Origin of the sequence: Brevundimonas mediterranea (assembly GCF_011064825.1) — a bacterium.
GTDB classification, from domain to species: Bacteria; Pseudomonadota; Alphaproteobacteria; order Caulobacterales; family Caulobacteraceae; genus Brevundimonas; species Brevundimonas mediterranea_A.
In genome coordinates this window covers 2,235,424-2,260,169 of record NZ_CP048751.1, presented here as the reverse complement: position 1 = coordinate 2,260,169, position 24,746 = coordinate 2,235,424, and the positions used below count along the sequence as shown (strand labels likewise).

Below are 24,746 nucleotides of genomic sequence, written 5' to 3'. Positions count from 1 at the left end.
CCTCCATTTGCGCTGCGTCGCACAATCGCGATCTCCGGCGTCTCCAGCGCGTGTAAGTCCATCTCGGACCTGTCTGTAGAAGCCGCCGGCCCCTCAAGTTCATTCGCTGCCCGGACACGCGGGGCGGCGCCCGATCCACCCCGCAGGCTTCATTCCGAAGCCCGGCCGGGACTGGCGGTGCGCGGCCCTAAGGCGTCATGCCATGGCTGAAAGCGCCCTGCCGCACGCGAAAGACACTGCTGTGAGCACCACATTCGAATCCATGGGCCTGAACAAGGCCCTTCTTCAGGCGCTGGCGTCGGAAGGCTACACCAAGCCGACCCCGATCCAGGAAAAGGCCATCCCCGACGTCATGCAGGGCAAGGACCTGCTGGGCATCGCCCAGACGGGCACCGGCAAGACCGCCGCCTTCGCCCTGCCGATCCTGCATCGCCTGGCCGAGAACCGCATCGCCCCCAAGCCGCGCACGACGCGCGTGCTGGTCCTGTCGCCCACGCGTGAACTGGCCACCCAGATCGGCGACAGCTTCAAGGCTTACGGCGCCCACCTGGGCTTCCGGGTCGCGGTCATCTTCGGCGGCGTGAAATACGGCGCCCAGGAGCGGGCCCTGCAACAGGGTCTGGACATCCTGGTCGCGGCGCCCGGCCGTCTGCTGGACCACATCCAGCAGAAGAACCTGGACCTGTCCTCGACCGAGATCCTCGTCCTGGACGAAGCCGACCAGATGCTGGACCTGGGCTTCATCAAGCCGATCCGCCAGATCGTCAGCCGCATCCCGGCCAAGCGCCAGAACCTGTTCTTCTCGGCGACCATGCCGACCGAGATCGGCAAGCTGGCGGGCGAGCTGCTGAAGGACCCGGTCAAGGTCCAGGTCACGCCGCAATCCACCACCGTCCAGCGCATCAGCCAGTCGGTCGTCCACGTCGAACAGGGCCGCAAGCGCGCCCTGCTGACCGAAATGTTCAGCGATCCCGAGTACACGCGCTGCCTGGTCTTCACCAAGACCAAGCACGGCGCCGACAAGGTCGCGGCCTATCTGGAAGCGGGCGGGGTCGAGGCCGGCGCCATCCACGGCAACAAGTCCCAGCCCCAGCGTGAACGCACGCTGGACGCCTTCAAGAAGGGCAAGCTGCGCGTCCTGGTCGCCACCGACATCGCCGCGCGCGGCATCGACGTAGACGGCGTCTCGCACGTCGTGAACTTCGAACTGCCCCATGTGCCGGAGGCCTATGTGCACCGCATCGGCCGGACGGCCCGCGCGGGCGCCGACGGCACCGCCATCAGCTTCGTCGCCGGCGACGAGATGAAGCTGCTGAAGGATATCGAGAAGGTCACGCGCCAGAAGATCCCGGCCATCGACCGCCGCAACGACAAGGCCCTGGGCCAGCTGGACGCCACCATCATGGCGACCGGCGTCGGCAAGAAGGCGACCATGCCGGAACGCGAGGGCGGCGAGCGCAATGAAGGCGGCCGGGGTGGTCGTGGGCGCAGCCGCGTGCCGCACCGCGACGGCGTCCGTCCGGAAGGCGGCGGCCAGCCGCATCGCCAGCGCCGCGCCCGTCCCGGCGAGACTCCGGCCGCTCCGCGTCCCGAGCGCGCCTACAACCCCCTGGCCGGTGAGCGCGTGCCCTCGATCAACGACAACGCCAAGCCTGCGGAAGGCGAAATGAAGCGCCGTCCCCGTCGCCGTCCGTCGAACGGCGGCAAGGGCTACGGCGGCGCGGCCAAGGCCTGATCCCCGCTCGCCACCCTCGGGCTTGCCCCGAGGGTGGCGGACCGGAAATCGACGACAAAAAACGGCGGCTCCTTTGCAGGAGCCGCCGTTCTTGTTTCAGCCGATGGCTGTGGACCTTAGAAGTTCCAGGTCGCGCCCATCGAGAAGCCGACGCCGTGGCCCTTGGCCTCGCCGCGCAGGGTGGAGACGACCAGGCCGTTGCCATACACGTCGCGGGTGTCGTTGATCGTGGCCGTATCAATGTCGATATAGGTCACGGCGCCGTCGAAGGTCATGGAGCCCACGCTCTTCGACAGACCGGCGGTGTAGAGGAACCGGTCGCCGTCCGGGATACGGGCGGTGCGGTGATCGTCCGGCGTCGGGGTCGGGTCGTAGCCCAGGCCGGCGCGGACCGTCATGGTCGGATCGATCTTGTAGTCGAAGCCGATCGCGCCGGAGGTGACGTCGTCATAGTCCTGAACGATGGTCGAGGAACCGGACGTTCCATAGGTCACGCGGATGGCGTCGAACTCGCTCCAGCCGATCTGGTTGACCTGGGCGTTCAGCGTCAGGCGGTCATTGACGGCGTAACGGGCCGAGACGGTGGCGTACCAGGGGGTGGTGAAGCTGGCGACGCCGTCAGCCGAGACGTTGGCGGCCGCCAGAACGCCGGTCAGGCCCGAGAGGTTCACGGTGCCTTCCAGCTCGTGCTCGATCTTGGAGCGATAGGACAGACCCAGGTCCAGCTTGCCGAAATGCATCTGGGCGCCGGCGTTCCAGCCGTAATCCCAGCCGTCTCCTTCAAGCTGGTTGCGGCCGTCGGTGCTGGGCGAGACGGCATAGGTCGGAGCAAAGACGCCGGGGATGGCCACGTTCGGCAGGGCCGAGCTCAGGGTCGCCTTGGCGTATTGGGCGTCAAAGCCGGCGCCGATATCCAGCCAGTCCGTGACCGTCATGGCGGCCACCAGGCTGACGTTGGCCGAGCGCAGTTCCGACGTCAGGGCGTCGTAGCGGGCGAAATCGGTCGGCTCGTACTTGGTGGTGAAGTTGAACGGCGCCTGGACGGCCATGCCGACGTTGAAGCGCTCGCCGATCGGCATGGAGACGGCGAAGTTCGGGATGATGCCGCTTTCGACCACGTTATGGACGTGCGGATCGCCGTTGACCGGCGCAGTCCGGCTGGCGATGGCCGGGGTGGGGACGTTGTAGGTCAGGCTGGAGCCGCGATCGTTGACGTCTGAGTCCAGGATCAGGCCGTGCATGCCGGTGTAGACCTGGCGCTGGGTTCCGGCGATCGCGGCGGGGTTCCACCACAGCGACTGCACGCCCTTGTCGGCGCCTTCGCCCGAGTTGGCGCGGCCCTGGCCGCGGGTCGATTGTTCCTGCACGTAGAACGAACCGGCCATGGCAGGCGCGGCGACGCCGGCCAGCAGGACGGTGGTCAGGGCGATGCCGCCCATACGAGCGAGATTCCTGGGAGTCATTAAGCCATTCCTATAGTGTTGCCCCCGCCATCAAACGCGGCGGTGGGTATCGGGGAGGGTTGTGCACGGCAGCGCTTTCGTCAGGAAAACGTTGCATGCGTGGCGGGTCTCGGCCGGGAAACGGGCGAAACTGTGTCGGAAAAATCGCACACGATCACACCGGCGAGAGGTTACGCGGCGGCAGGTTCATTCCGTCAGGCGACAGTGTCGTGCAACACACAGTCTGGCATGACGTCGGGTAAGGAATCCTTGACCGCCGCACAATCGCCTTGCGTATCCATGATAGGATGGTCATCTGAAAATACCCGCCGCTGCTGATTGAACCATGTACGAAACGCCCGATCTCGAAACCGACGCCCTGGTCCGCACCAGCGCCATCCGCATTCACCAGGCGGAGGACTTCGAGGGGATGCGCAAGGCCGGCCGTCTGGTCGCCGAGGCGCTGGACATGATCACCCCCCATGTTCAGCCGGGCGTGCTGACCAGCACGATCGACGACCTGATCCGCGAGTTCACTCTGGACCACGGCGGCCTGCCGGCGTGCCTGGGCTACAAGGGTTACGAGAAGACCGTCTGCACCTCGATCAACCACGTCGTCTGCCACGGCATTCCCGGCGACCGGGTCCTGAAGGACGGCGACATCGTCAACATCGACCACACGGTCATCGTCGACGGCTGGCACGGCGACTCAAGCCGCATGTATGCGGTCGGCGAGATCAACGCCCGCGCCAAGAAATTGATCGACGTGACCTATCAGTCGCTGGACCTGGGCCTGGAACAGGTCAAGCCGGGAAACACCTTCGGCGACATCGGTTTCGCCATCCAGAAATTCGTCGAGGCCCAGCGCATGAGCGTGGTGCGCGACTTCTGCGGCCACGGCATCGGCCGGGTCTTCCACGACAGCCCCAATGTCCTGCACTACGGCCGCAAGGGCGAGGGCGCCGTGCTGAAGCCCGGCATGTTCTTCACCGTCGAGCCGATGGTGAACCTGGGCAAGCCCCATGTGAAGGTCCTGTCCGACGGCTGGACCGCCGTGACGCGCGACAAGTCCCTGTCGGCCCAGTGCGAACACACCATCGGGGTGACGGAAGACGGGCTGGAAATCTTCACCGTCAGCCCGGCCGGACTGTTCCGCCCCAACTGAACCCTTGATCCCCCCTCGTCTTCCGCACAGGTTGCGGCAGGAGAGGCAGGGGACATGCTGGACGACCTGACACCCGAACCCAAACCGAAGCCGCGTCACAGCGGCCATCGCGACCGGCTGCGCGAACGGGCCGCCAAGGGCGGGTTGGGCGCCCTGCCCGACTATGAGCTGCTGGAACTGCTGCTGTTCCGCTCCATCCCCTACAAGGACGTCAAGCCGCTGGCCAAGGATCTGCTGGCCCGGTTCGGCGGGCTGGAGGGCATAGGCGCCGCCAGTCACGAGGCCGTCGAGGACCAGGTGGCGCGGACCCTGGCCTATGTGCCCGGCAAGGCGACGCGGGCGGTCGCGCTGGACCTGCAGCTGATCTTCGACGTGACTCGCAGGATCGCGCGCGAGCCGACGGCGAAACGGCCGGTCATCTCGTCTTGGAGCGCTTTGCTGGCCTATGTCCGCGTGGCCCTGCAACATGAGCCGCGCGAACAGTTCCGGGTGCTGTATCTGGACAAGAAGAACCAGCTGATCCTGGACGAGGTGCAGAACCGCGGCACGGTCGATCACGCCCCCGTCTATCCCCGCGAAGTCGTGCGGCGCGCCTTGGAGCTGTCGGCCAGCGCCCTGATCCTGGTCCACAACCATCCGTCCGGCGACCCCACCCCCAGCCGCGCCGACATCGAGATCACGAAACAGGTTGTGCAGGCCGGCCGAGCCCTTAACGTCGAGGTTCACGACCATCTGGTCGTCGGCCGCGACGGGGTGGCCAGCTTCAAGCAACTGGGCCTGATGTGAACGCTGAGATTCTCAAGACTGAGAGGCTGGTTCTGACACCGGTCGAGGTGAACGACCTAAGCTCCCTGATCGCGCTTTGGGCCGACGAAGAATTCACCCGACACATCACGGGTCGGCCCCTGACGAGCGAGGAGGTCTGGTTTCGGCTGCTACGCGACCTGGGACAGTGGAGCGTCGCCGGCTACGGCGCCTGGACCGTCCGCCTGGCGGACAACGGCTCCTATCTGGGCAGCGTCTCGATACTGGATCACCGACGATTGATCGATCCGCCTCTGACCGACCCCGAACTGGGCTGGGGCCTTTCGCCGGCCTTCCAAGGCCAGGGCTTCGCTTCTGAAGCCGTGCAAGCGGTTCTGGACTGGGCGGACGTCCGCCTGCCGGCCGCACGCACTGTCTGCATGATCGCGCCGGAGAACCTCGCCTCCGTTCGGCTGGCGGAACGGGTCGGCTACCGCCCCTATGCGACGACGACCTACAAGGACAGTACGGTTCAGCTCTTTGAACGGCCGAAACAGGCGTAGCCCGGCATTAAGGTTTATCGGGCATGCTGAAGGAGAACGATCCAAGAGCCCCGCCCATGCCCATGTCCGTCGAAACCCTGCGCCAGCATCTGGTCGAGGCCTTTCCCGACGCCGAGATCGCCATCGACGACCTGGCCGGAGACGGCGACCACTATCGCGCCCGCATCGTCTCCAGCGCCTTCGCCGGCATGCCGCGCGTGCGCCAGCACCAGTTGGTCTATGCCGCGCTGAAGGGACAGATGGGCGGCGAACTGCACGCCCTGGCGCTCGAAACCGCCGCCCCGCCCAAGGAGGCTTGATCCCATGCGCTATCGCCCCTTCGGCGTGTCCGGCGCCGCCATTTCCAACCTGACCCTCAGCTTCGGGCTGGACAATCTGGCGCGCGGTCGTGAGGGCGCGCTGAACCTGCTTTATTCCGCCCTGGAAGCCGGGGTGAATTCCTATCGGCTCGAGACCGCCGATCCGGTTGCGGCCGAGGTGCTGGGCGAAGCCCTGGCCCATGTGGATCGCAAGCTGGTCTGTGTCAGCCTGACCCTGGGCGTCGGCGCAGGCCGCGAGGCGGCGCGCGATTTCTCGGCCGAAGGCATGACCGGCGCCATCGACCGGGTGCTGCATTTCTCGGGCCTGGGCTGGATCGATGTCGCGGTGCTGCACGAGCCGGGCGAACACGAGCTGCCGCAGTCGTCGCTGAACGCGCTCAAGGCCCTGCGCGCCACCGGGCGCATCAAGCTGCTGGGCGTGGCGGGCGGCGGCGAGGTCATGGACACCTATGTCTCCACCGGCGCCTTCGACGCCCTGGTGACCCCGTTCGACATCAACGCCGACTGGAGGCTGCGCAATCGTGTCCGCGCCGCCCGCGAACAGGACATGTCGGTCTTCGCCTACGACTATTTCACGGACCGCCGCGCCAAACCGCGTGGAACCGAGCCTGTTGCGAAAAAGGGCTTCTTCGGCCTGGGCGGCGCGCCCAAACGCCCGCCCCAATCGCGGCAAAGCGACGCCTTCGGCTTCCTGTATCGCACGCCCAACTGGCCGGCCGAGGCGATCTGCCTCAGCTATGTCCTGACCGATCCGACCATCTCCAGCGTCATCATACGCGCCAATGACGTGGAACGGCTGAGCATGCTGGCCTCGACGCCGGAACGCGACCTGCCCCCGGGCCTGGCGGCCCAGATCGAAATGGGCCGGGTCACGGCCTCGGCTGCGGCCTGATCTCGAAGCATAGACGCGACCACGCCTTGACCCGGCCGTCGCCTCTCCCTAGCTGACGACCTTCACGAAAGGCCCTCTCCCGTGACCGACACCGTTCCTGCCGCCGATCCCGTCCACGCCTTCATCGGCGACACTGTCGCCCAGCATGACGTCGTGCTGTTCATGAAGGGCACGCCGGACCAGCCCCGCTGCGGCTTCTCCTCGCTGGCCGTCCAGATCCTGGACCATGTCGGGGCGTCCTTCGTCGGCGTCGACGTGCTGCAGGACGAAGCCCTGCGCGAGGGCGTCAAGAGCTTCACCGACTGGCCCACCATTCCCCAGCTGTATGTGAAGGGCGAATTCGTCGGCGGGTCGGACATCATCCGCGAAATGTTCCAGGCCGGCGAACTTCAGGCCCTGATGGCCGAGAAGGGCGTGCCGCTCGGCGAAGCCTGATGGCTCGCCCGGTCCTGACGCCGCGCGAGGATCGCGAGGTCTTCGTCGTGCCGCTGGAGGTCCGCCCCGAACACATCGACGCCAACGGCCACGTCAATAATGTCGTCTATGTCGGCTGGCTTCAGGACGTCGGCACGGCCCATTGGAACGCCCGCTTCGACGCGGAGACCCGGGCGCGATGCTCCTGGGTCGCCCTGCGGCACGAGATCGACTATCTGCGCGCCATCGCGCCCGGCGCGACCGGGATTGTGGCCCGGACCTGGGTGGGCGACCCGCAGGGACCACGCTTCAACCGCTATGTCCGCATCGAGGACGCCGAGGGCCGGGTCTGCGCCCAGGGCGTCTCGGAATGGTGTCTGGTGGACGCTGCGACCCTGAGGCCGCAGCGCATACCGTCGTCGATGCTGAAGGTGTTCGAGACTACTTCAGCGGATTGAGGATCCGCGCCGGCGCGCCGGGCTCCAGGCCCAGGTCGGCGTAGGTCCAGCGCAGTTCCACGCCGTCGGGCAGCAGGGCCTTGCACAGGTCCGGCTTGGTGCGACGCAGGGTGATCTCGGTCGGCGAATTCTCGGCCACGGACACTTCGAAGTCCGAAGCCTGGGTGCAGCCGTTGGAATCGACCCGGACGACCAGGGCGCCGTCCGCAAAGCGCGCCTCGCGAATGGCTTCGGCCGGCGGGGCGTCGTTGCGGGTCACGTTGACCGAGACGTTCTCGCCCGCATCGCTGTCATAGATGACGCAGGCCGACAGCAGCGGCGCGACGCACGCTGCGACCGCCAGACCCTTCAGCAGGCCGCGCATCATTGGTCCGCCGCCGGGGCGGTGATGACCCGCGTGGTCGGCTTTTCGGTCGAGACGATGATACAGCCCGACAGCAGCGGGGCGGCGATGGCGATGGCGAGAGCGAGACGAAGCATTGGTGTGATCCCCTAATGAGCTTGACGCTTTTGTGGCGCGCGTCGACGCGCCAGGCACGTGAATTTTCGGCAAGCCAGGTGAACAATCGGAAAGGTCGGGCCTTGATCGCGACTGCAACCGGCATAGCTACCGTCCCTCTCCCCTCCCCGGACGCCCCCATGAGCCAGCTCTTTTCGCCGCGCAGCATCGGCCCCCTGACGCTGAAGAACCGCATCGTCATCGCGCCGATGTGTCAGTATTCCGCGATCGACGGCGTGCCCCAGCCCTGGCACGTCCAGCATATCGGCCGTCTGGCGGTGTCTGGCGCGGGCCTGGTCATCATCGAGGCCACCGGGGTGGAGGCCGCCGGCCGGATCACGCCCGACGACACCGGCCTGTGGAACGACGAACAGGAGGCCGCCTTCGCCGAGATCCTGCGCGGCATCCGAACCTATTCCCACACCCCCATCGGGGTTCAGCTGGGCCACGCCGGCCGCAAGGCCTCGACCTCGGCGCCGTGGAAGGGCGGCCGCGCCCTGGGCCCGGACGCGGGCGCCTGGCGGACCTATGGCCCCTCGGCCCTGCCCTTCCGCGACGACTGGCACACCCCCGCCGAAATGACCGAGGCCGACATGGACCGGGTGGTCGCCGGCTTTGAGGACGCGGCTCGCCGCGCCGACCGCGCCGGGTTCGACCTGGTCGAACTGCACGCCGCCCACGGCTATCTGCTCACCGAATTCCTGTCGCCCCTGTCGAACCACCGCGCGGACCAGTACGGCGGCTCAGCCGAGGCGCGGATGCGCTTTCCGCTACGGGTGGCCCAGGCTCTGCGCGAAGCCTGGCCCAGGACCAAGGCCCTGGGTGTGCGTTTCAACGGGTCCGACTGGATCGAGGGCGGCGTGGCCCTGGACGAGGTGATCGCCTTCGGTCGCGCCCTGCATGAGATGGGCTACGACTATCTGCACCTGACCTCGGGCGGCAATGTCGCCCGCGCCGACATTCCGGGCGCCGAGCCCGGCTATCAGGTCCGCTTCGCCGAGGCGGTCAAACAGGCCGTGCCGGACGCCGCCGTCATGGCGGTGGGCATGATCTTCGATCCGCAACAGGCCGAGGACATCGTCGCCTCGGGCCAGGCCGACATCATCGCCATCGCCCGCGCAGCACTGGACGACCCCAACTGGCCCCACCACGCCGCCGTGGCCCTGGGCCAGGGCGAGGGTCTGCCGCCCCAATATGAGCGGGCGGGCAAGGCGCACTGGCCGGGTTACGGCCGGTAAGCGCGGCTCAGGTCTGGGGCAACTGATAGGGGTTGTTGACGCTGACGGGCGAGCCGGGCGCCAGGCCCAGTTCCTCGAACGACCACTTCAGCTCGACCCCGTCGACCAGGGGCTCCTTGCAGGTGTCCTCATCGAGGCGGCGCAGGGTGATGACCGCATCGGCGCCCTTGATGCTGACGATGGGGATCAGGTCTTCCTTGCGGGTGCAGCCGTTGGAACTGACCCAGAAGACGGCCGCGTCCTTGGTGAAGGCGGCGGCGTGGATCGGTTCAAGCGCGCCGGGCATGCCCACGGTCGAAACACTGGGCGCATCCACCCCCGCGCAGGCGGATACGCCCGACACAGCGGCGATAAACGCCATAGATTTGAAGACGGCGCGCATCGCTTAGGCGGCCTCCCCTGCTCCGTCGAACCCTGAACAGCCCGAGAATGCGCCTGTTCGCCCCGGAAGGGAACAGGCCGATAAACGAAGGGCCCCGGACGGATCCGGGGCCCTTCCAACTCAATTTTCTGCTGCCGCTCAGGTCGCCCGAGGGACGATCGCCGCGCCAGAGAAGGCTTCGATTACGAAGCGTAGTATTCGACGACCAGGTTCGGTTCCATCTTCACCGGATACGGCACGTCCGTCAGTTCCGGCACGCGGACGTAACGGACCGAGAACGAACGGTCGGACAGTTCCAGATAATCCGGCACGTCACGTTCCGACGACTGCTGGGCTTCGATGACCAGCGCCATGTTGCGCGACTTTTCCTTCACCGTGACGACGTCTTCCGGCTTCACGCGGTAGGAAGAGATGTCGACCTTCTTGCCGTTGACCAGGACGTGGCCGTGGCTGACGAACTGGCGGGCGGCCCAGACGGTGGGGACGAACTTGGCGCGGTAGACGATGGCGTCCAGACGCGATTCCAGCAGGCCGATCAGGTTTTCCGAGGTGTTGCCCTTGCGGCGAGCCGCCTCGTCATAGGTCTTGGCGAACTGCTTCTCGGTGATGTTGCCGTAATAGCCCTTCAGCTTCTGCTTGGCCTTCAGTTGCAGACCGAAATCCGAAACCTTCGACTTGCGACGCTGACCGTGCTGACCGGGACCGTAAGAACGCTTGTTGACCGGCGACTTGGCGCGGCCCCACAGGTTCTCACCCATGGCCCGGTCGATCTTGTATTTGGCGCTGTGGCGCTTGGACATTCTATTCTCTTTTCGACGATACGGCCCGGCATCCCCTCGATTGGGAATGCGATCTCAACGGCGGTCCACGCATCTTCCGTCATCAATCCCGCTTCCGGCGAACCGGAAACGTGGAAGGCGGCGCTTATCGCCACACAGGTCCCCGGAGTCAAGCCGTGGTGAGCGTTAAGCACGATGGACAGGAACCCCACGACCTCGGCCGATCTTTTTGTCGTCGGAGGCACATCTCCTGATCCCCTCGCGGAGGGCGAAATGGCGCATGCGACAACGACGACCGGCCTGACCGACGAGGCCTTTGACAGGCTGAAGCAAAAGCTGATCGACCTGGTCGAACCGCTGTCCGACAGCCAGTTGCTGGATCTCGCCGATGGGATCCACGAGTTGCTGCGTCAGCGACGCACCCTGCGGCAGCATCATGCCGAACGCATGACGGAACGCGCGCGCCTGGCGTCGCTGAGCTGAGCCCCCGACGCCAGGCCACGATCAGGCGGCCGGCTGCGCCTCGCTGATGAACATCGCCCGGCCCTCCCGGGTCTGGATCTTCCCCAGGCCAGGGAAGGGGAAGTGATAGGCGTAGATGTGTGCGCCCGACGCCCGCAGGGCCGTGATTTCATCCAGACGCGCCTTCTTGCCCGCCGTCGCATCGTCGTCATAGCCGACGGTCCAGTCCGGATGTTCGACCGACAGGACCCAGTGGTGCATCAGGTCGCCCGTGTACAACAGCTGGTTCTGGCCGTCGGTGATCAGATAGGCGACATGGCCCGGCGTATGCCCGGCCGTGTCCTGGGCCTCCACGCCCGGCGCGACCTCTTCATCTGGACGGAAGGCCTGGACCTTGGGCGCGATCACGCGGACCAGGTCCGCCATTTCCGGATTGGCGCGGATCAACGCCCATTCCGCCTCCGACATCCGGATCGCGGCGTTGGGGAAGGCCGGGGCGCCGTCGGCGACCAGACCGCCCACATGGTCGGGGTGGCCGTGCGAGATCATCACGTCGGTGATGCTGGCCGGATCGACGCCGGCGGTCTGCAGGCTCTGCATCAACTGACCCTTGCCCGCGCCCAGACCGGCGTCGAACAGCATGGTCCGGGCGCCGTTCCGCACCAGCAGCGGATGAATCTCCAGCATGATGGGGTCGGCCGGTTGTCCGGCGGCGGTCAGGGGGGCGGCGACCGCCTGGGGCGTCAGGCCCACGCCGAAGACCTTGTTGTTGTTCGGCACGGGGTTCTGGCCGTCGAACAGGGCGATAGCGTCCAGGGCGCCGATCTTGAACCGATAGACAGGCTTCTCCGCCGGGGCGGCGACCGTCTGGGTCGGATTCGGCGGCGCAGGCTCGCCGGATTTCTGATCGTTCGCCGCCGGGGAGCAGGCCGCCAGGGTCAGGGCCGTCACGGCCGCCGTCGCCATAAGAATCCGCATCGTTTCACTCCTGTGTGCAGGCTGAATCGAAAACGCCCGCCGGAGGTTCCGGCGGGCGTCGTCTTGTCGCTTAGGCCAGGCTTAGACGGCGGCGGCGTACAGTTCGTTGACCTTGTTCCAGTTCACCACCGACCAGAAGGACTTCAGGTAGTCGGCGCGGCGGTTCTGGTATTTCAGATAATAGGCGTGTTCCCAGACGTCGGCGCCCAGGACGACCTCGCCGCGCTCTTCCACGACATCCATCAGCGGATTGTCCTGGTTGGGCGTGGAGGTGATCTTCAGCTTGCCGTTCTGGACGATCAGCCAGGCCCAGCCCGAACCGAACTGGGCGGCGCCGGCGGCGTTGAAGTCTTCCTTGAACTTGTCCATGCCGCCCAGGTCGCTGTCGATGGCGGCCTTCAGCTCGGCCGAGGGTTCGCCGGTCTGATCGGCGGGGGCCAGCAGTTCCCAGAACAGGCTGTGGTTCCAGTGACCGCCGCCGTTGTTGCGCACGGCCTTGGGGGCGGTCGAAATGCTGGTGAAGATTTCTTCCAGCGACTTGCCCTGCAAATCCGCAGCCGCATCGATGGCCTTGTTCAGGTTGTCGACATAGGTCTGGTGGTGCTTGTCGTGGTGGAAGGTCATCGTCTCCTTGTCGATGGCCGGCTCCAGCGCGTCATAGGCGTAGGGCAGCGGGGGCAAGGTGAAGGCCATGTCTGTCTCCTGAAGACGGTTGTTCTTAACCCCATTTAGGGGCTGTGGCGTCTGACCCAAGCGAATTAATCCAGTTTTTGTTCAGCTTGGCCATTTGCATTGCCTGACAAGACGAACGATTGTCCATACGTCAATCGGAGGCTGTCATGTCGCGCATCAGATTCATCGCCCTGACGGCGCTGGCCGTTTCGGGAAGCGGTTGCACCAGTTTGCGGGCGCTGGATCAGGCCGCGACCGATCTGGCCAACCAGACGCCGACCTGCACCCAGGAACCCGCAGTCGGCGTCGACAACTATGGCGGCAAGACCTGCACGATCACTCACACAGTTCGGTCCTCAACGACCACGACCGTAGAGGAAACAGGCAAGGAGCCCGTCACCACCCGCACCGTCACGACGCCGTCAGGAACAACGACCGAGATCGTGCCGACGCCGTAAGGGATAAAGTCAGCCGACGGGCAAGTTCGCCTTCAGGCATTCGCGCACGGCGCGCTTGACGTCGCCCGGCGCATTGGGCTCGTCAACGCCCTCGGCGGCGAAGACGGCGCGCACGGCGGCGTCCAGCCCGTTCGGCAGGGCGGCGATCACGCGCTTTTGTCCCTTCTCGTGCAGACAGTAGCCCACCTCGCGGCACAGGGCGGAAAACATCGGCTCATAGGGATCGGTGGCGCTCATCGCGCCCCTCTAGCATCAGGGGATGAGACGCGACAGCCAGTGCATCAGGTTCAGTGCGAACAGCCGGTCGTCATGCCCCTCGGTGTTCAGGCCGAAACGATAGGGTGTGCGGTCCGGCTGGTCGGGGAAACGCACGATCTGCGCGGTCAGCATGCCGGCTTCACCCAGCACCACGACCCTGCCCGCGCCGAACGGGAAGGCAAGCCCCTGGGCCGGCAGGGCGGGCCGCGCCAGCTCCGCCGTCACGACTTCCACATCCTCGCCCGCGCGCAGGCGCTGCCGAATGGCCTGAAGGGTGGCGAGATCCGGCGCTTCGAACGCGTCGTCGCTCATCGCCAGCAACACGGTCGATCCGTCGGGTCCCTTGAGGGACTGGCCGGTGAAGGTCTTGACGATCTGCACGCCCTCGCCGCCCCCACGACCGGCGATGATCGGGTGATCCCCCAGCGCCTGTCGCGGAAAGACCAGATTGGCCGTGACGTCGTTGCGAACAGATTGAAAGGCGTAACCCTTGCCCATCGTCACGCCGAACCGAGCGCCCAGCGCTTCGGCCGCCGTTCCATGCGGCGCGTGATCGACGGCAAGCAGCAGGGAACCGCCAAGTGCGACCCACCGCGCCATGGCCTCGATCTCGGCCTCGTCAAAGGCCGAAACGCGAGAGCCGTTCTCGGGGCTGGCGGCGTTGGCGATCACCAGCACCGCGACCCCATCCAGCGCGCCCGGCGCATCCAGTCGCCCGCGCCCCGCGTCAACCCCATAGCCGTCGGCCCGCATGAGGGCGGCAAACCCGGCATATCGGCCGTCGATAGTCTGAAGGCTTCCATGCCCCTGATCGACACGGATCAGGGGTCCATCAGCCGTATAGGCTGGAACGGCGACCTGCGGACGCCAGTCGAGATCGCCCGCCTGTTCCTGCGCTGCGGCCAAAGAGGCGTTTAAGGCCACGAGCAGCCCCAGCATCAGGCCCGAGCCGAGGCGCATCATCCTCAGGCCTTCAGCCGTTCAGCGTGGAAGGCGATGTGGTCGGCGATGAAGCTGGTCATGAAGAAGTAGGAGTGGTCGTAGCCGGGCTGCAGCCGGATGGTGACCTTCTGACCGGCGGCGTCGGCGGCGGCCTGGAGCAGTTCGGGCTTGAGCTGGTCGGTCAGGAAGCTGTCGGCGTCGCCCTGGTCGATCAGGATGTCGTCATAGACAGACTTGGCGGCGCCGGCCTCGATCAGTCTGGCGGCGTCGTGGCGGTCCCATTCGGCCCGGTCCTCGCCCAGATAGGCGGTGAAAGCCTTTTCGCCCCAGGGGCAGCGGGTCGGCGAACAGATGGGGGCAAAGGCCGAGACCGAGCGGAACAGGTCGGGATGGCGCAGCGCCAGGGTCAGGGCGCCGTGGCCGCCCATGGAATGGCCGCTGATCGACCGCGCGCCCGTGGTCGGGAACTGGGCGTCTATCAGGGCGATCAGTTCGTCCGTGACATAGGACTCCATGCGGAAGTGCGGAGCCCAGGGCGTCTGGGTCGCATCGACATAGAAGCCCGCGCCCTGGCCCAGGTCATAGGCCGGATCATCGGCCACACCCTCGCCGCGCGGCGAGGTGTCGGGCGCGACGATGATGACGCCGTGTTCAGCGGCGGCGCGATAGGCGCCGGCCTTGGTGGTGAAATTGTCCTCGGTGCAGGTCAGGCCCGACAGCCAGATCAGCACCGGGAACGGCCCCTGCCCGCCCGGCGTGAAGACCGACAGGGTCATCGGTGTGCCGGTCACGGCGCTGTCGTGCTTCAGATAGCGCAGGGTTCCGCCGTGGACGATGTGGGTCTTGGTGGTCTGCATCAGTCGACGACCCGGTGCATGGCGCAGATCTTGTTGCCCGAGGGATCGCGCAGATAGGCGAGATACAGTTTCCCGAACGCGCCCTGGCGCAGGCCGGGCGGATCTTCGATCGTGGCTCCGCCGGCCTCGACGCCTGCCGCGTGGAAGGCGTCGACCATGGCCGTGTCCTTGGCCGCAAAACCGATGGTGCCGCCGTTGGCGTGACAGGCCGGCTCGCCGTCGATCGGCTTGCCCACGGCGAAGGCGCCGTGCGCCGTGCGCCACCAGTAGCGGCCCTTGGGATCCGGCCCCTGAGCGGAGTCGATGCCGAGAGCGCCGAGAGCGGCGTCATAGAAGCGGCGCGACGCCTCGATATCGTTGGCGCCGACGGTGACGTGGGTGAACATGCGTCTCTCTCCCTTGAACTAGAAGACCACCACAGACCGGATGCTCTCTCCGGCGTGCATCAGGTCGAAGGCTTTGTTGATCTCTTCCAGCGGGAAGGTGTGGGTGATCATCGGGTCGATCTCGATCTTGCCGTCCATGTACCAGTCGACGATCTTCGGCGTGTCGGTGCGGCCGCGCGCGCCGCCGAAGGCCGAGCCGCGCCACACCCGGCCCGTGACCAGCTGGAACGGGCGGGTGGCGATCTCCTTGCCCGCCTCGGCCACGCCGATGACGATACTCTCGCCCCAGCCGCGGTGACAGGCCTCAAGCGCCTGGCGCATGACCACCGTGTTGCCGGTGCAGTCGAAGGTGTAGTCGGCGCCGCCGCCGGTCAGTTCGACCAGATGGGCCACCACGTCCGGCACGTCCTTCGGATTGACGAAATGGGTCATGCCGAAGCGACGGCCCCACTCTTCCTTGTCGGGGTTCAGATCGACGCCGACGATCATGTCGGCCCCGACCATCTTCAGCCCCTGGATGACGTTCAGGCCGATGCCGCCCAGGCCGAAGACCACGGCGTTGGCGCCTGGCTCGACCTTGGCCGTGTTGACCACGGCCCCGACGCCGGTGGTCACGCCGCAGCCGACGTAGCAGGCCTTGTCGAACGGCGCGTCCTTGCGGATCTTCGCCACCGCGATCTCGGGCAGGACGGTGAAGTTCGAGAAGGTCGAGCAGCCCATGTAGTGGGCGATGGCCTGGCCCTTGTAGCTGAAGCGCGACGTGCCGTCGGGCATCAGCCCCTTGCCCTGGGTGGCGCGGATCGAGGTGCACAGGTTGGTCTTGCGCGACAGGCACGACTTACACTGGCGGCACTCGGGCGTGTACAGCGGGATCACGTGGTCGCCGACGGCGACCGAGGCCACGCCCGGCCCCACCTCGACCACCACGCCCGCGCCCTCGTGGCCAAGAATGCTGGGGAAGATGCCCTCGGAGTCCAGGCCGTCCAGCGTATAGGCGTCGGTGTGGCAGATGCCGGTGGCCTTGATCTCGATCAGCACCTCGCCGGCGCGCGGCCCCTCCAGATCGACCTCGACGATCTCGAGCGGACGTTTGGCCTCAAAGGCGACGGCGGCGCGGGTTTTCATAATTTTGGTCCTTCGGACGTCCCTACCGCTCGCCGCGCGCGGCTTGCTACATGAGGAACAGGCTGGATGATGTGATCCTGTTCTAGGCCGCTCCCGGCATCGATGAAACGGCGATAAACGCAAAACATTATTGCCAGGCAGGGACAATCGTGTTGGACCTTCCGTATGAGCAGTCGTTGGGACGGGATCGACGAATTCACGGCGGTGGCTGAACAGGCCAGTTTCTCGACGGCGGCGAAGCGGCTGGGCCTTTCCACCTCTGCGGTCAGCCGAGAGATCGCGCGATTGGAGGACCGACTGCAGACCCGGCTGCTGAACCGCACGACCCGCCGGGTCGAACTGACTGATGCAGGCCGCGATTTCCTGGCGCGTTGTCGCCGGCTGATCGACGAAAGGGACGAGGCCCTGGCGGCCGTTCAGCCGGATGACAGCGCCCCGCGCGGCCTGCTGCGGATGACCTGTTCGGTCTCCTATGGCGAGCGCTTCGTGGCCCCGGCGGTCAACCGCTTCGCCCGCGATCATGCCGAGCTGTCGATCGAGCTGGACCTGGATAATCGGCTGCGCGACCTTGTCGGCGACGGCTATGATCTGGCGATCCGGTTCGGGCATCTGACGGACTCGCGACTGATCGCCCGACGACTGGCGTCACGGCGACTGATCCTGTGCGCCGCGCCTGCCTATCTGGCCCGGCGGGGCGCGCCGCGGGACCTGTCCGAACTGCCGGCCCACGATCTGCTGACCGGATCATCGGAACACTGGCGCTTCAGCGAGGCGGGGCGCGAAACCAGTTTCCGTCCCCAGGGCCGATGGCGCTGCAACTCGGGCGCCGCCGTGCTGGATGCTGCGATCCAGGGGCTGGGCCTGTGCCAACTGCCGGACTTCTATGTCACCGAGCCGCTACGCGCCGGCGTCCTGACCGCCCTGCTGACCGAGCACCGTCCGCCCGATGAAGGCGTCTGGGCCGTCCATCCGCACCGCCGCCATGTCCCCCCCAAGGTGCGGCTGATGATCGACCATCTGCGCGCCAGCCTGGCGGCTTGACACATCACGGGCCTGCATCGTCCACGCGCAACGATCGTCTGATCCAGCTGCGGGGGTCCCTGCGCCGACAGAGGACCCGGAACGGCTGGAACAACATCGCGCGCCGATGGATTCTTGGCCGGCCCGACTACGCCGCCTTTCTGGCGAATTTTGGCGCTTGCTGACCGAGCCGCAGGTCAGGCAAACAATCGCATCATGAACCTCGTCGTCCTGACCGGCGCCGGCATATCGGCCGAAAGCGGCGTGCCCACATTTCGAGCCGAGGATGGTCTGTGGTGCGGCCACAGGGTCGAGGCTGTGGCGACGCCGGAGGGCTATGCGGCGGATCCCGCCCTGGTGCAGGACTTCTATAACCAGCGGCGGCGGCAGTTGGCGCAGGTTCAGCCGAACGCCGCCCATCGCGCCCTGGCCGAGCTGGCGGCGCGGTGGGAGGGGGATTTCCTGCTGGTGACGCAGAACGTGGATGATCTGCACGACCGGGCGCACGCCGAGGCCCCGCCGGGCGCCGGGTTCGAACTGATCCATATGCACGGCGAACTGCTGAAGGCCCGCTGCACCCGGTCGGGGGTGGTGATGGACTGGGCCGGCGACATAGCGGCCGACGAAGCCTCGCCGCATCATCCGCAGGGGCGGATGCGGCCGCACATCGTCTGGTTCGGGGAGATGCCGTTAGCCATGGAGCGGATCGAGACGGCGCTGGAGACCTGTGACCTGTTCGTCTCCATCGGCACCTCGGGGGCGGTCTATCCGGCGGCGGGGTTCGTGCAGTCGGCGCGATACGCGGGGGCGCGGACGGTCGAGATCAACCTGGCGCCGACGCAAGGGGTGCACCTGTTCGACGAAGGCGTCTATGGCCCCGCGACGCAAGTCCTGCCCGCCTTCTTCGACGCCCTGTAGATGCGAAAACGGCGGCCGCTGCGATGCGGCCGCCGTTCAGGCCTTGAGGGCTGAAAGCGCTTAGGCGAGGACCACGATGGTCACGCGGCGGTTCTGCGACCGGCCCTCGGGGGTGTCGTTGGAGGCGACCGGCTCTTCCGGACCGTAGGAGATGGTCGACATCCGGTTCAAGGCGACGCCCTGGCGGTTCAGGAAGCGACGCACGGCCTCGGCGCGCTGCTCGCCCAGCTGGTTGTTGTGTTCGACCGGGCCGGTGGCGTCGGTATAGCCCTGGATTTCCAGATAGACGTTCTTGTTCTCGTCGCGCAGGCGTTGGGCGAACTGGGCCAGGCGCTGCTCGGCCTCAGGCGACAGGGCCGAGGCGTCGGTCGGGAACTTCACGGAATCGTCCGACAGGACGACCTGATAGAGGAACTTGCCCTCGGCCAGTTTGTGGGCGTCGTTGGCGCGTTGCAGGGCCTGGCCCGCAGTGCCTTCGACCCCGGTGACGCGGGTGTCCACCACCTCGACCTGATCACGCACGAAACGATGGCTGGCGCAGCCGCTGGCCGCAAAGCCGAGGGCGATGAGGGCGCCGCCGACGACCGCCGTCCTGAGTTTCGATCTGCTCAAGTTCTGTCTCCTTCTTGCCGGGGGCGCCACACCCAGTTCATGCGCCAGATGAAAATGGCGTAGGCGACAAGGCGGAGTAATGACGTGCTTTGGGCCGGAAAATGTCAGCTTAGCCATATAATCCGTAACGAATTCGCATGATTATTGCGTCAGATCGGAACCGGAGCGCGAGCTGGCACGTTAGCCCGCCAACAGGCTACGCCCTGTGGCGGATGAACTGATCTATCGCTGATCTTGAACAGCGGGCGGTTGTATTCGCAACCACGCCACCTTCCTGCCGCGACCGAATGTTTTCAACAGGGCGTCGTGATTTTTTACAGGGATTGGTGACGGATGACCATGCGACCGATCATCTTCGACACATCACGGATCGGCGATTGAGCGCCGCGCGGCCCGACCGGACCCGGCGCTGGCCCCTGGCGACCGCCTGCGTCGTCGCTGGCCATGCGGCCCTGGTGCTGGTCATGACAGCCGCGCGGCCGGAACCGCTCGCGACGCCCCATGAAGCGGCGCCGGTGATGGTCGAATTGGTCGAGCCGCCGCCTCCGCCCACCCCCATCCCCGCGCCCGATCCGGCGCCGACGCCCGACGCGCCGGCCGCAGCGGCTCAGACCCCGGCGCCGCCCAAACCCGCGCCCCAGCTTCGACCGCCCGCCGTGGCCGCAGCGCGTCCCCGAAAAGTCGTCGCCAAGCCGCCGCCGGATGTCGAGCCCCTGCCCGCCGCCCCCGCGCCGCCGGGACCGCCCCTGCCCCTGCTGGGCGCGGCTCAGTTGGCCGGCGCCGCCACGGTTGGATCGGGTCCGGGCGGCGGCGCTGGAAACGGCGTGGGCGGAGCCGGCGGGACGGGCGGATCCGGCGCCGGATCAGGCTCGGGCGGCGGGACTTGCGACATGGTCCGCTGGGTTCAGGACGCCGTGCGTGACGACGCCGCCGTGCGCCGCGCCGTCATCGCCGCCAGCGAGGAGATGAACGCCTCGGGCCGGGCCATCCTGGTCTGGAACGGCGACTGGCTGCAAAGCCGCAACCAGTCCGGCAAGGGTCTGGCCGGGGTGCGCCAGGCCATCGCCCTGGAGGTCGCCTTCGCCCCGGCCGAGTGCAGGACCCAGCGGATGACAGGCCTGGCCGTGCTGAAGCTTGAGGACGGCGCCGACGGCGCGCGCATCGCCCTGGGCAAGGGCAGCTGGCGCTGGTCGGATCTGCTGGGGGCGGGGTGACGACCTCTTGCGTCATCCTCGGGCTTAACCCGAGGATGACGGGGAGAAGGAGCGACTCCTTATTCGCTCGTATTCCCCTTCGCCGCCCGCTCGGCCGCCAGCTTGGCCAGCACACGCCCCCGTCCCTTGGCCAGGGCGTGGATGGCGCCGCGCATGGTGGCGACCTCCTGTTCGGAAAAGGCGGCGCGGCCCAGCATGACCCGCAGGTTCTGGCTCATCGAACGCTTCTTCTCGGGAGGATAGAAGAAGCCGCCGAGCTCCAGCTCCGCCTCCAGATGTTCGTACATGCCGACCAGCAGGTCGTTCGACGCCGGCGGCTCACTGTCGCGGAAGCGCGGCGGCGGGGCGTCCAGGATCAGGGTCCGCCACTCATAGGCGTTGATCGCCACCGCCTGGGCCAGGTTCAGCGAATGGTGTTTCGGGTCGATGGGAATGGTGACGATGCCGGCGCACAGGGCGATGTCGGTCGTCTCCAGCCCCGCCCGCTCGCCGCCGAACAACAGGCCGGTCTTCAGGCCCGAGGCCGTGTCGTCATACAGGATGCGGCCGGCCTCGCGCGGGGTGCGGACCGGCTGGCGCGTCTCGCGCGGGCGCGCGGTAGTGGCGAAGACGGTGTTCAGGTCGGCCACCGCCTCGGCGACGCTGTCGAACACCCGCACGCCCTCCAGCACCCAGTCGGCGCCCGAGGCCGTGGCCCAGGCCCGCTCCTGGGGCCAGCCGTCGCGCGGCGTCACCAGACGCAGGTCCGTCAGGCCGAAGTTCGCCATCACCCGCGCCACGGCGCCGATATTCTCGGCCATCTGGGACTTGTCGAGGATGACGGCGGGGGGCGTAAGGTCGGGGGGGGCGAATTCGGAAGAAGCGGACATGGCCGCCTCCCTACTCGTCCAGACCGTAACGGGCCAGAGCGGCGCGCAGATCGTCCAGGCGCGGCGCATAGTTCTTCCACCGCCCTGAGGCACGGGCGTACAGGGGCTCGCGCACCTGCCAGACGCTGGCGGTGCGGACCGGCCCCTGGCGCTGATGGAAGTCCATCACCGACGGCTCCCACGCCAGGCCGCAGGCCGCCACCAGATCGCGCACGGCCGGCTCGCCCCGCGCCACCAGGTCGTCATAGTCGACCTCGTGCACGTCGTCCGGCCAGACCGACTTCCAGTGCGCCGCCAGCCGTCGTTCCTGGGCCGTCCAATGGGCGGCGTGCTCCAGGTTCAGCGCATAGGCCATGTCGTAGGACAGGTGCAGGAAGAAGACCGACAAGGCGTTGTCGATCGGATTGCGCACGGTGTGGATGATCCGGGCCTTGGGGAACAGGGTCTTGGCCAGGCCGATGTAGAGGATGTTGTCCGGCCGCTTGTCCGTGACGACGCCGACGCCGGGCACGCGCTCGCGCACGGCGTTCAGATAGACGTCGCGGATCTTGCGCCGGCTGGCGTCGTCAAACACGCCCAGGGCCTCGGGGAAGGGATTGAAGACGTTGGCGGCCAGGGTCGGCAGCAGGTCCAGCTCTCCACCGGCGCGCACGCCGCTGTGTCCGCCCAGGATGCGCTCGACCAGGGTCGAACCGGAGCGGAACATGCCGCAGATGAAGATCGGCGCGGCCGAGGGATCGTCGTCGTCCAGCCCAGTCACCGGCGCCGGCGTCGCGGCGATCAGACGATCGACAAAGGCCTCGGCCTTGGCGGGATCATAGATGACGCCCTTGGCCCGAGCCAGGGCCGCGCTCGCCTGGTTGGCGGCGACATAGCGTCGAAGGCGGCGTCGTAGTCGCCCGCCACATCCAGGATTCGTCCCAGTGCGAAACCCAGGTCCGCCTGTTCCAGCCCTTCCGGGGTGGCGGCCAGGGCGGATCGCAGCCGACCGATCAGGGGATCGTCCGGCGTCGTCGCCGTCTGCAAGCCCGCCAGCCGCGCCAGGGCGGTTCCATGGCCGGGATCTATGGCCAGGACGGACTCATAGGCCTGCCGCGCCTCGTCGCGTCGCCCGGCGTCCTCATGCAGATTGCCCAGGTTGAGCCAGGCGGGCGCATAGGCAGGCGCCAGTTCGAGCGCCGTCTTCAGTTCGGCTTCGGCCGCGTCGGGCCGGTTCAGATCCTCGGCGAGGATCACGGCGCGGTTCAGATGGATTTCCTGCGGATCGCGCGCGCCCTGGGCCAGGGCCTGATCATAGGCGGCCAGGGCGTCGTCGAGGCGGCGCATGCGCCGCAGAAGCCGCCCGAGATCGTACCAGACGTCGCCCAGTTCCGGTCGCTCGGCCACGACGGATTGATAGAGGACCACGGCCTCGGGGATGCGCCCTTGGCGCTCGAGGGTCGCGCCTTGCGCGAGGCGGACTTGGCGTGCGTCGGACATCAGTCTTCACCAACCATGGCGATCCAGGGATCAACGGTTCCAGCCTCGACCTCGGCCACCTTGACGGCGGGCCAGCCGATGGAGGCGCTGCCCGAGGCGGTCCAGGCGGAGGCGATGAAGTCCCGCAGCTCGGCCGCGCCCGCCGCCAGACGCTCATTGACGAAGGCGGCGCCGCGCGGATCACTGTCGCGGAAAGCCCCGGCTTTCTCCAGCCGGTAGAAGGGGATGACCGTGCCCAGGGTGGTGGTCAGATAGGAGACGGTGCGCGCCTTGACGTCGAAACCGTCCAGATCGGCGGCCGGCATGGCGGCCTCGACCGCGTCCAGGCGGGCGACGCGGTTGGTGAAGGCGCCTTCGAACAGGGCGTGGGTCTGGCGCGAATTGGTGAAGCCTTCGGGGTTCGGGAACTCGCCCCAGCCGTTGTAGTGGATCGTCGTATGATGGGGTTGCGACCCGTCGCCGACATAATGGCCCATGACCCCGATGTCGCGCAGGATCAGGGCCTCGCGGCGCAGGCGGTCGGCCCGGTACCAGGCCTGGCGCTCCATATTGGTCTCACGTCTTTCGGCGGCGTTCAGCACGCGCCAGTAGGCGAAATCGCGGCCCAGATTCTGCCAGGCGTCGATCATGGCGTAGGGCAGATAGCCGGCGTCATCGACGTCCAGGCCGGCCTTGGTCAGGGCGGCGTCGTATTCCGACTTCAGACGGGGCAGCTCGGCCAGGGGCATGCCGCGCCGGTCGAAAACGTGGCCGGCGTCGTCCAGGTCGATGAAATGGGCGGTGTCGCGTTCGCGGTCGTGAGGCTGGCCCGCGCCCTTCCAGCGGTCGGGTTCGCGCGCCAGCTCGCCGACGTCGGCGATGGCGCCGGGCGTCTTCAGAAAGCCCGGCATGTCGGCCGGCAGGGCGCGCATTGCGGCGATCCCGATCAGCCGGTGGCCGGTGTTGCCCCAGGCGTCGACCACGGCGGGAGTGGCGACGGCGACGAGGGCCAGGGCGGCGATGACGAGACGTTTCATGACGGACAAACCTCAGTGAGATCACGCCCGTCTAACGTATCCTTGATCGGCTCTCCAGCCCGCCGGGGTGGCGATCACGCCGCGAACGCCTAGATTAAGCGGGCTCCCCGCTCCTTTATCCTTACAGGCGCCACAGCCATCGGGGAGCGATGACGTGATTGCGTCGTCGCCGTCCTTGCACGGCATAAGTGGACGCCAGATCGAAAGGACCACGCACCATGCGCGCGCCCCGCCTCGCTCTTTTTGCTTCCGCCGCCGCTCTGCTGACCGCCGCCGGCGCACACGCCCAAACCCCTTATGAAGCCTCGGGCCAGACCGCCCCGACCGCGGCGCCTGCCCCGGGCGCAGCCGACTTCACCGACGACGAATTGCGCAAGTACGATGTCGCCATCACCCGCGTCCGCGCGGTCAGCGACACCCTGAACGGCGCCCAGCCGACGCCCGAACAACAGGCCGAAATGGCGGCTGCAGTTCAGGAGTCCGGCCTCGAGGTCGTGCGCTTCAACGCCATCTCCAACGCCGCCGCCGAAAGCCCGGTGATCAACGCCCGCATCAACGCCATGAAGGCGCCGAAGCCTGCTCCCGGATCGGTCGCGGCCGGCGTCAGCGACGCGGAACTGCGCCAGTTCGTTGAAGCCATGACCAAGATTCGCGCCGTCACCGCCAATGTCCAGAACGGCCAGGCCACCCCGGAACAGAGCGCCCAGCTGACGGCGGCGGTCGAGGGGTCCGGCGTGGCGGTGGACCGTTTCAACGCCGTCGCCACCGCCGTGTCCCAGGACGCCGGCCTGCGGGCCCGGGCCGAGTTGATCGGCGCGCGACAACAGGAGGCCGGCGCCCAATAGGGCG

The 24,746-nt window shown here is 67.2% G+C and carries 31 protein-coding genes; 15 read left to right on the top strand and 16 right to left on the bottom strand.

Features of this window, described 5'->3' with window-relative positions; genetic code table 11:
• Nucleotides 1–202 precede the first annotated feature (202 nt).
• Nucleotides 203–1,735, top strand: a complete 1,533-nt coding sequence (locus GYM46_RS11095) for a DEAD/DEAH box helicase (RefSeq protein WP_008258836.1) — start codon at nt 203–205, stop codon at nt 1,733–1,735.
• 116 nt (nt 1,736–1,851) lie between these two features.
• On the opposite strand, the gene GYM46_RS11090 is transcribed toward GYM46_RS11095, so the two are convergent.
• Complete coding sequence (locus GYM46_RS11090) at nt 1,852–3,174, bottom strand: OmpP1/FadL family transporter (RefSeq protein WP_008259723.1); 1,323 nt, start codon at nt 3,172–3,174, stop codon at nt 1,852–1,854.
• A gap of 349 nt (nt 3,175–3,523) precedes the next feature.
• Between GYM46_RS11090 and map the strand changes: the two genes are divergently transcribed.
• From map to GYM46_RS11055, 7 genes are all read left to right on the top strand, one after another.
• Nucleotides 3,524–4,342: a type I methionyl aminopeptidase gene (gene map, locus GYM46_RS11085; RefSeq protein ID WP_008263795.1), complete on the top strand. Its 819-nt coding sequence runs from the start codon at nt 3,524–3,526 to the stop codon at nt 4,340–4,342.
• 54 nt (nt 4,343–4,396) lie between these two features.
• Nucleotides 4,397–5,128, top strand: coding sequence for a RadC family protein (gene radC, locus GYM46_RS11080; protein WP_008262272.1), 732 nt, complete (start codon nt 4,397–4,399; stop codon nt 5,126–5,128).
• Nucleotides 5,125–5,649 (top strand): GNAT family N-acetyltransferase, encoded by a 525-nt coding sequence (locus GYM46_RS11075; protein WP_008262045.1) that lies wholly within the window; start codon nt 5,125–5,127, stop codon nt 5,647–5,649. Before radC ends, GYM46_RS11075 begins: the two co-directional genes overlap by 4 nt.
• Nucleotides 5,650–5,705: 56 nt before the next feature.
• The gene (locus GYM46_RS11070; protein ID WP_035308550.1) at nt 5,706–5,948 is read left to right on the top strand and encodes a BolA family protein; all 243 of its coding nucleotides are present in this window, start codon (nt 5,706–5,708) and stop codon (nt 5,946–5,948) included.
• Between the two features lie 4 nt (nt 5,949–5,952).
• A complete protein-coding gene (locus GYM46_RS11065) occupies nt 5,953–6,861 on the top strand; it encodes an aldo/keto reductase (protein ID WP_008261640.1) in 909 nt (302 codons plus the stop codon).
• A gap of 81 nt (nt 6,862–6,942) precedes the next feature.
• On the top strand, nt 6,943–7,296 hold the full coding sequence (gene grxD / locus GYM46_RS11060; RefSeq protein ID WP_008264037.1) for a Grx4 family monothiol glutaredoxin: 354 nt from the start codon (nt 6,943–6,945) through the stop codon (nt 7,294–7,296).
• Nucleotides 7,296–7,733 carry an acyl-CoA thioesterase gene (locus GYM46_RS11055; RefSeq protein ID WP_008258943.1) on the top strand — a complete coding sequence of 146 codons (438 nt, stop codon included), beginning with the start codon at nt 7,296–7,298 and terminating at the stop codon, nt 7,731–7,733. Before grxD ends, GYM46_RS11055 begins: the two co-directional genes overlap by 1 nt.
• On the opposite strand, the gene GYM46_RS11050 is transcribed toward GYM46_RS11055, so the two are convergent.
• Complete coding sequence (locus GYM46_RS11050; protein WP_154726371.1) at nt 7,717–8,097, bottom strand: hypothetical protein; 381 nt, start codon at nt 8,095–8,097, stop codon at nt 7,717–7,719. The two genes, GYM46_RS11055 and GYM46_RS11050, sit on opposite strands and share 17 nt — an antisense overlap.
• A gap of 275 nt (nt 8,098–8,372) precedes the next feature.
• Here GYM46_RS11050 and GYM46_RS11045 point away from each other — a divergent pair, with 275 nt between their 5' ends.
• A complete protein-coding gene (locus GYM46_RS11045; RefSeq protein WP_008263042.1) occupies nt 8,373–9,470 on the top strand; it encodes an NADH:flavin oxidoreductase/NADH oxidase in 1,098 nt (365 codons plus the stop codon).
• Between the two features lie 7 nt (nt 9,471–9,477).
• Here the strand turns inward: GYM46_RS11045 and GYM46_RS11040 are convergent, their stop codons facing one another.
• Together GYM46_RS11040 and rpsD are read right to left on the bottom strand one after the other, a co-directional pair.
• On the bottom strand, nt 9,478–9,852 hold the full coding sequence (locus GYM46_RS11040; RefSeq protein WP_008262318.1) for a hypothetical protein: 375 nt from the start codon (nt 9,850–9,852) through the stop codon (nt 9,478–9,480).
• Nucleotides 9,853–10,034: 182 nt separating this feature from the next.
• Complete coding sequence (rpsD, locus tag GYM46_RS11035) at nt 10,035–10,652, bottom strand: 30S ribosomal protein S4 (RefSeq protein ID WP_008260153.1); 618 nt, start codon at nt 10,650–10,652, stop codon at nt 10,035–10,037.
• Nucleotides 10,653–10,904: 252 nt separating this feature from the next.
• Between rpsD and GYM46_RS11030 the strand changes: the two genes are divergently transcribed.
• Nucleotides 10,905–11,114: a hypothetical protein gene (locus GYM46_RS11030; protein ID WP_008263434.1), complete on the top strand. Its 210-nt coding sequence runs from the start codon at nt 10,905–10,907 to the stop codon at nt 11,112–11,114.
• Nucleotides 11,115–11,135: 21 nt separating this feature from the next.
• Here GYM46_RS11030 and GYM46_RS11025 read toward each other — a convergent pair whose 3' ends face one another.
• Both GYM46_RS11025 and GYM46_RS11020 read right to left on the bottom strand, forming a co-directional pair.
• On the bottom strand, nt 11,136–12,071 hold the full coding sequence (locus tag GYM46_RS11025) for an MBL fold metallo-hydrolase (RefSeq protein WP_008259315.1): 936 nt from the start codon (nt 12,069–12,071) through the stop codon (nt 11,136–11,138).
• Nucleotides 12,072–12,152: 81 nt separating this feature from the next.
• Nucleotides 12,153–12,764 (bottom strand): superoxide dismutase, encoded by a 612-nt coding sequence (locus tag GYM46_RS11020; protein WP_008263343.1) that lies wholly within the window; start codon nt 12,762–12,764, stop codon nt 12,153–12,155.
• 146 nt (nt 12,765–12,910) lie between these two features.
• Between GYM46_RS11020 and GYM46_RS11015 the strand changes: the two genes are divergently transcribed.
• Nucleotides 12,911–13,201 carry a hypothetical protein gene (locus tag GYM46_RS11015; protein WP_008259730.1) on the top strand — a complete coding sequence of 97 codons (291 nt, stop codon included), beginning with the start codon at nt 12,911–12,913 and terminating at the stop codon, nt 13,199–13,201.
• A 9-nt stretch (nt 13,202–13,210) separates the two neighbouring features.
• On the opposite strand, the gene GYM46_RS11010 is transcribed toward GYM46_RS11015, so the two are convergent.
• Genes GYM46_RS11010 through GYM46_RS10990 form a run of 5 tightly spaced genes read right to left on the bottom strand, consistent with a single transcriptional unit; the run spans nt 13,211 to nt 16,769 of the window.
• Nucleotides 13,211–13,438 (bottom strand): hypothetical protein, encoded by a 228-nt coding sequence (locus tag GYM46_RS11010; RefSeq protein ID WP_008259897.1) that lies wholly within the window; start codon nt 13,436–13,438, stop codon nt 13,211–13,213.
• A gap of 15 nt (nt 13,439–13,453) precedes the next feature.
• Nucleotides 13,454–14,422, bottom strand: coding sequence for a DUF4350 domain-containing protein (locus tag GYM46_RS11005; protein WP_008262737.1), 969 nt, complete (start codon nt 14,420–14,422; stop codon nt 13,454–13,456).
• Between the two features lie 2 nt (nt 14,423–14,424).
• Nucleotides 14,425–15,258: an S-formylglutathione hydrolase gene (gene fghA, locus GYM46_RS11000; RefSeq protein WP_008259606.1), complete on the bottom strand. Its 834-nt coding sequence runs from the start codon at nt 15,256–15,258 to the stop codon at nt 14,425–14,427.
• The gene (locus tag GYM46_RS10995; protein WP_008264038.1) at nt 15,258–15,644 is read right to left on the bottom strand and encodes a VOC family protein; all 387 of its coding nucleotides are present in this window, start codon (nt 15,642–15,644) and stop codon (nt 15,258–15,260) included. The genes fghA and GYM46_RS10995 overlap by 1 nt, the downstream gene beginning before the upstream one ends.
• A gap of 18 nt (nt 15,645–15,662) precedes the next feature.
• A complete protein-coding gene (locus tag GYM46_RS10990; RefSeq protein WP_008262056.1) occupies nt 15,663–16,769 on the bottom strand; it encodes an S-(hydroxymethyl)glutathione dehydrogenase/class III alcohol dehydrogenase in 1,107 nt (368 codons plus the stop codon).
• A gap of 165 nt (nt 16,770–16,934) precedes the next feature.
• Here GYM46_RS10990 and GYM46_RS10985 point away from each other — a divergent pair, with 165 nt between their 5' ends.
• Together GYM46_RS10985 and GYM46_RS10980 are read left to right on the top strand one after the other, a co-directional pair.
• Nucleotides 16,935–17,810, top strand: a complete 876-nt coding sequence (locus tag GYM46_RS10985) for a LysR family transcriptional regulator (protein WP_008262851.1) — start codon at nt 16,935–16,937, stop codon at nt 17,808–17,810.
• A gap of 195 nt (nt 17,811–18,005) precedes the next feature.
• Entirely contained in the window at nt 18,006–18,707 is a 702-nt protein-coding gene (locus tag GYM46_RS10980) for an NAD-dependent deacylase (RefSeq protein WP_008259429.1), read from the top strand.
• A 60-nt stretch (nt 18,708–18,767) separates the two neighbouring features.
• Here GYM46_RS10980 and GYM46_RS10975 read toward each other — a convergent pair whose 3' ends face one another.
• Nucleotides 18,768–19,319: an OmpA family protein gene (locus tag GYM46_RS10975; RefSeq protein ID WP_008263328.1), complete on the bottom strand. Its 552-nt coding sequence runs from the start codon at nt 19,317–19,319 to the stop codon at nt 18,768–18,770.
• A gap of 377 nt (nt 19,320–19,696) precedes the next feature.
• Here GYM46_RS10975 and GYM46_RS10970 point away from each other — a divergent pair, with 377 nt between their 5' ends.
• Nucleotides 19,697–20,533, top strand: coding sequence for a hypothetical protein (locus GYM46_RS10970; protein ID WP_050771669.1), 837 nt, complete (start codon nt 19,697–19,699; stop codon nt 20,531–20,533).
• A 59-nt stretch (nt 20,534–20,592) separates the two neighbouring features.
• On the opposite strand, the gene GYM46_RS10965 is transcribed toward GYM46_RS10970, so the two are convergent.
• From GYM46_RS10965 to GYM46_RS10950, 4 genes are read right to left on the bottom strand one after another with little or no spacing between them, the layout of a single operon-like run.
• Nucleotides 20,593–21,402 (bottom strand): RNA methyltransferase, encoded by an 810-nt coding sequence (locus GYM46_RS10965; protein WP_008260772.1) that lies wholly within the window; start codon nt 21,400–21,402, stop codon nt 20,593–20,595.
• 10 nt (nt 21,403–21,412) lie between these two features.
• A complete protein-coding gene (locus tag GYM46_RS10960) occupies nt 21,413–22,162 on the bottom strand; it encodes a sulfotransferase family protein (protein WP_008259056.1) in 750 nt (249 codons plus the stop codon).
• A gap of 20 nt (nt 22,163–22,182) precedes the next feature.
• A complete protein-coding gene (locus GYM46_RS10955; protein WP_008263408.1) occupies nt 22,183–22,881 on the bottom strand; it encodes a tetratricopeptide repeat protein in 699 nt (232 codons plus the stop codon).
• Nucleotides 22,881–23,897, bottom strand: coding sequence for a hypothetical protein (locus GYM46_RS10950; protein WP_008264296.1), 1,017 nt, complete (start codon nt 23,895–23,897; stop codon nt 22,881–22,883). The genes GYM46_RS10955 and GYM46_RS10950 overlap by 1 nt, the downstream gene beginning before the upstream one ends.
• A 218-nt stretch (nt 23,898–24,115) precedes the next feature.
• Here GYM46_RS10950 and GYM46_RS10945 point away from each other — a divergent pair, with 218 nt between their 5' ends.
• Nucleotides 24,116–24,742 (top strand): DUF4168 domain-containing protein, encoded by a 627-nt coding sequence (locus GYM46_RS10945; RefSeq protein ID WP_008264139.1) that lies wholly within the window; start codon nt 24,116–24,118, stop codon nt 24,740–24,742.
• Nucleotides 24,743–24,746: the final 4 nt, after the last annotated feature.

Excerpts from the sequence above, each read along its gene's own strand:
- GYM46_RS11095 (WP_008258836.1), top strand. The coding sequence starts at position 203 with ATGGCTGAAAGCGCCCTGCCGCACGCGAAAGACACTGCTGTGAGCACC.
- GYM46_RS11090 (WP_008259723.1), bottom strand. The coding sequence starts at position 3,174 with ATGGGCGGCATCGCCCTGACCACCGTCCTGCTGGCCGGCGTCGCCGCG.
- map (WP_008263795.1), top strand. The coding sequence starts at position 3,524 with ATGTACGAAACGCCCGATCTCGAAACCGACGCCCTGGTCCGCACCAGC.
- radC (WP_008262272.1), top strand. The coding sequence starts at position 4,397 with ATGCTGGACGACCTGACACCCGAACCCAAACCGAAGCCGCGTCACAGC.
- GYM46_RS11070 (WP_035308550.1), top strand. The coding sequence starts at position 5,706 with ATGCCCATGTCCGTCGAAACCCTGCGCCAGCATCTGGTCGAGGCCTTT.
- GYM46_RS11065 (WP_008261640.1), top strand. The coding sequence starts at position 5,953 with ATGCGCTATCGCCCCTTCGGCGTGTCCGGCGCCGCCATTTCCAACCTG.
- GYM46_RS11055 (WP_008258943.1), top strand. The coding sequence starts at position 7,296 with ATGGCTCGCCCGGTCCTGACGCCGCGCGAGGATCGCGAGGTCTTCGTC.
- GYM46_RS11050 (WP_154726371.1), bottom strand. The coding sequence starts at position 8,097 with ATGCGCGGCCTGCTGAAGGGTCTGGCGGTCGCAGCGTGCGTCGCGCCG.
- GYM46_RS11045 (WP_008263042.1), top strand. The coding sequence starts at position 8,373 with ATGAGCCAGCTCTTTTCGCCGCGCAGCATCGGCCCCCTGACGCTGAAG.
- GYM46_RS11040 (WP_008262318.1), bottom strand. The coding sequence starts at position 9,852 with ATGCGCGCCGTCTTCAAATCTATGGCGTTTATCGCCGCTGTGTCGGGC.
- rpsD (WP_008260153.1), bottom strand. The coding sequence starts at position 10,652 with ATGTCCAAGCGCCACAGCGCCAAATACAAGATCGACCGGGCCATGGGT.
- GYM46_RS11030 (WP_008263434.1), top strand. The coding sequence starts at position 10,905 with ATGGCGCATGCGACAACGACGACCGGCCTGACCGACGAGGCCTTTGAC.
- GYM46_RS11025 (WP_008259315.1), bottom strand. The coding sequence starts at position 12,071 with ATGCGGATTCTTATGGCGACGGCGGCCGTGACGGCCCTGACCCTGGCG.
- GYM46_RS11020 (WP_008263343.1), bottom strand. The coding sequence starts at position 12,764 with ATGGCCTTCACCTTGCCCCCGCTGCCCTACGCCTATGACGCGCTGGAG.
- GYM46_RS11015 (WP_008259730.1), top strand. The coding sequence starts at position 12,911 with ATGTCGCGCATCAGATTCATCGCCCTGACGGCGCTGGCCGTTTCGGGA.
- GYM46_RS11010 (WP_008259897.1), bottom strand. The coding sequence starts at position 13,438 with ATGAGCGCCACCGATCCCTATGAGCCGATGTTTTCCGCCCTGTGCCGC.
- GYM46_RS11005 (WP_008262737.1), bottom strand. The coding sequence starts at position 14,422 with ATGATGCGCCTCGGCTCGGGCCTGATGCTGGGGCTGCTCGTGGCCTTA.
- fghA (WP_008259606.1), bottom strand. The coding sequence starts at position 15,258 with ATGCAGACCACCAAGACCCACATCGTCCACGGCGGAACCCTGCGCTAT.
- GYM46_RS10995 (WP_008264038.1), bottom strand. The coding sequence starts at position 15,644 with ATGTTCACCCACGTCACCGTCGGCGCCAACGATATCGAGGCGTCGCGC.
- GYM46_RS10990 (WP_008262056.1), bottom strand. The coding sequence starts at position 16,769 with ATGAAAACCCGCGCCGCCGTCGCCTTTGAGGCCAAACGTCCGCTCGAG.
- GYM46_RS10985 (WP_008262851.1), top strand. The coding sequence starts at position 16,935 with ATGAGCAGTCGTTGGGACGGGATCGACGAATTCACGGCGGTGGCTGAA.
- GYM46_RS10980 (WP_008259429.1), top strand. The coding sequence starts at position 18,006 with ATGAACCTCGTCGTCCTGACCGGCGCCGGCATATCGGCCGAAAGCGGC.
- GYM46_RS10965 (WP_008260772.1), bottom strand. The coding sequence starts at position 21,402 with ATGTCCGCTTCTTCCGAATTCGCCCCCCCCGACCTTACGCCCCCCGCC.
- GYM46_RS10955 (WP_008263408.1), bottom strand. The coding sequence starts at position 22,881 with ATGTCCGACGCACGCCAAGTCCGCCTCGCGCAAGGCGCGACCCTCGAG.
- GYM46_RS10950 (WP_008264296.1), bottom strand. The coding sequence starts at position 23,897 with ATGAAACGTCTCGTCATCGCCGCCCTGGCCCTCGTCGCCGTCGCCACT.
- GYM46_RS10945 (WP_008264139.1), top strand. The coding sequence starts at position 24,116 with ATGCGCGCGCCCCGCCTCGCTCTTTTTGCTTCCGCCGCCGCTCTGCTG.